The sequence below is a fragment of the Micromonospora sp. DT227 genome, from assembly GCF_049841835.1.
Lineage (GTDB): Bacteria > Actinomycetota > Actinomycetes > Mycobacteriales > Micromonosporaceae > Micromonospora.
In genome coordinates this window covers 628,621-631,449 of the sequence record NZ_JBNCLA010000005.1, presented here as the reverse complement: position 1 = coordinate 631,449, position 2,829 = coordinate 628,621, and the positions used below count along the sequence as shown (strand labels likewise).

The following is a 2,829-nucleotide window of genomic DNA, read 5'->3' as shown; positions in this document are numbered from 1 at the left end:
CGGTCGCGGCGATACCGGCAGCGGTCAGCACAGTCTTACGCAGCACAGTGGTAGCCATGATGATGCCTCCCAGGGGGCGGGGGATACGCGGGCGCGGGGGACGCCTGCGCGCGGAGAAAGGTCTGAAAGGGGGTGGGCCCGGCGGCCGAAAGGGGTGTGGCCTGCACGGGAGCCCGGCGCGACCCGAGCCACGAGGGGTGGCCGGGTCGGCGGCTCGGGGATGTAACGACAGCCGATGGCCGCACATTCCGCCGACGCGGGCGGGCCCGCCGACCGGGGCTGGCTGGCCCAGCGTTGTAACGACGGCCGGTGGCCGGCCATTCCGACCGGGGCTGCCCAGCGGCCCGAGGGCCGGGCTCCACGCGGTCTGCCAGGTATAACACCCCGCCCCCGGCCCCGATTCCGCCGAGCCGGTGACCCCGACCACCCCACACCACCCCAAACCCGACACCCCACCCAGGCGGCTCCCCCCGGGGGAGCCTGCCCGAGGCGAGCGCTGGGAGATCTTGGTACCGAACGGCCCCTCCAGGGGCCAAAACGCACCAAGATCTCCATCTTTCCCACCCGTTCACCCCGTCGATCATGAAGTTGACGGGCCGACACGCCGACAGCACGGCAGCCAACCTCATGATCACCGGGCACGGACGGGCAGGCCGGGCGGGAGGCGGCGGCGATCAAGGGGTTGGTGTCTCCGCGGCCTGCTGCGGTGACGCCAACTCCTTGATCAACGAGCTGTGGGAGGGCGGCCGGCGGGACGGTCAGGACGGGGTGGGGGCGGGGTCGCTGTCGAGGGCGGCGAGGATCGCCTCGGCGGTACGTCGGCCGACGCCGGGCACCTCGGTGATCTCCTCGACCGTGGCCACGGACAGCCGCTTCAGCGAGCCGAAATGTCGCAGCAACGCCTTGCGACGGACCTCGCCCAGGCCGGGGACGTTGTCGAGCGCCGACTCGGTCATCCGCTTGGAGCGCCGCTGGCGGTGGAACGTGATGGCGAAGCGGTGGGCCTCGTCGCGGACCCGTTGCAGCAGGTAGAGCGCCTCCGACGTGCGCGGCAGGATCACCGGGAACTCGTCGTCGGGCAGCCAGACCTCCTCCAGCCGCTTGGCCAGCCCGCACAACGCCACGTCGTCGATGCCCAGCTCGGCGAGTGCCTTCGCGGCGGCGGCCACCTGCGGCGGGCCGCCGTCGACCACCACGAGCTGCGGCGGGTACGCGAACCGGCGCGGTCGCCCGGTGGTCGGGTCGATGCCGGGGCGGTCGGGGTCGGCGGCGGTCTCCTCGCCCAGCTCCCCGGTCTCGGCGCGGGCGTCGAGGTAGCGGGCGAAGCGCCGGCGCAGCACCTCGGACATGGCGGACAGGTCGTCGGTGGCGCCACGCACGATGAACCGGCGGTACTCGTTCTTACGGGGCAGCCCGTCCTCGAACACCACCATGCTGGCGACCACGTCGGTGCCCTGGATCTGGGAGACGTCGAAACACTCGATGCGCAACGGCGACGTCCGCATGTCGAGCGCGTCGGCGATCTCGTCGAGGGCCTGACCGCGGGTGGTCAGGTCACCGGCGCGCTTGAGCTTGTGCCGGGTCAACGCGTCCTTCGCGTTGCGCTCGACGGTCTCCAGCAACGACCGCTTGTCGCCGCGCTGGGGCACCCGCAGCGAGACCCGGCTCCCCCGGCGGGTGGAGAGCCAGTCGGCGAGCGCGTCGGCGTCACCGGGCAGCTCGGGGACGAGCAGCTCCCGTGGGACGTCGGCCTCGCCCTGCTCGCCGCCGTAGACCTGGGTGCAGAAGTGGTGCACGAGGTCGCCGGTGGTCAGCTCCTCGGTCTTCTCCACCACCCAGCCGCGCTGGCCGCGCACCCGGCCGTCGCGGACGTGGAAGACCTGCACCGCGGCTTCGAGGGGGTCGTCGGCGAACGCCACCACGTCGGCGTCGGTGCCGTCGCCGAGCACCACTGTCTGCTTCTCCATGGCCCGGCGCAGCGCGGCCACGTCGTCGCGCAACCGGGCGGCGCGCTCGAACTCCAACTGCTCGCTGGCGTCGAGCATCTCCTTCTCCAGCCGGCGGACCATGGTGTCGGTCCGGCCGGCCATGAAGTCGCAGAAGCCGGTGACGATCTCCCGGTGCCGTTCGGCGGTGACGGTGCCGACGCACGGCGCCGAGCACTTGCCGATGTAACCCAGCAGGCAGGGCCGGCCGACCTGGCCGGCCCGCTTGAACACCCCGGAGGAGCAGGTGCGGGCCGGGAAGACGCGGAGCAGCAGGTCGAGCGTCTCGCGGATGGCCCAGGCGTGCGAGTACGGCCCGAAGTAGCGCACCCCCTTGCGCTTCGCGCCGCGCATCACCTGGAGGCGCGGGTATTCCTCGTCGAGCGTGACCGCGAGGTAGGGGTAGGACTTGTCGTCGCGGTAGCGGACGTTGAACCTCGGGTCGTACTGCTTGATCCAGGTGTATTCCTGCTGGAGCGCCTCCACCTCGGTGGCGACGGTGATCCAGTCGACCGACTCGGCGGTGAAGACCATCTGCCGGGTGCGCTGGTGCAGGTTGACCGGATCGGCGAAGTAGGAGTTGAGCCGGCTGCGCAGGTTGCGCGCCTTGCCCACGTAGATCACCCGGCCGGTGCCGTCGCGGAACCGGTAGACCCCTGGTGACTCCGGGATGGTGCCGGTCGCGGGACGGTAGGTCGAGGGGTCAGCCACGCGCCAAGCGTAGTCCGCACCCCCGACACCCCACCGTCGCCGCGCCCCCCCCCACCCGCGGGGCGCGGCGCCCCGGCAGGCCCCCGGGATATGGTCGCCGCGGGCCGTGAGAGACTTGGCCGCGCGCGGCGTC

The 2,829-nt window shown here is 72.2% G+C and carries 1 protein-coding gene; it reads right to left on the bottom strand.

Annotated elements, in window-relative coordinates; all coding sequences use genetic code 11:
• Positions 1–758 precede the first annotated feature (758 nt).
• Complete coding sequence (gene uvrC / locus ACLQ2W_RS21045; protein WP_425787867.1) at positions 759–2,696, bottom strand: excinuclease ABC subunit UvrC; 1,938 nt, start codon at positions 2,694–2,696, stop codon at positions 759–761.
• Positions 2,697–2,829 lie beyond the last annotated feature (133 nt).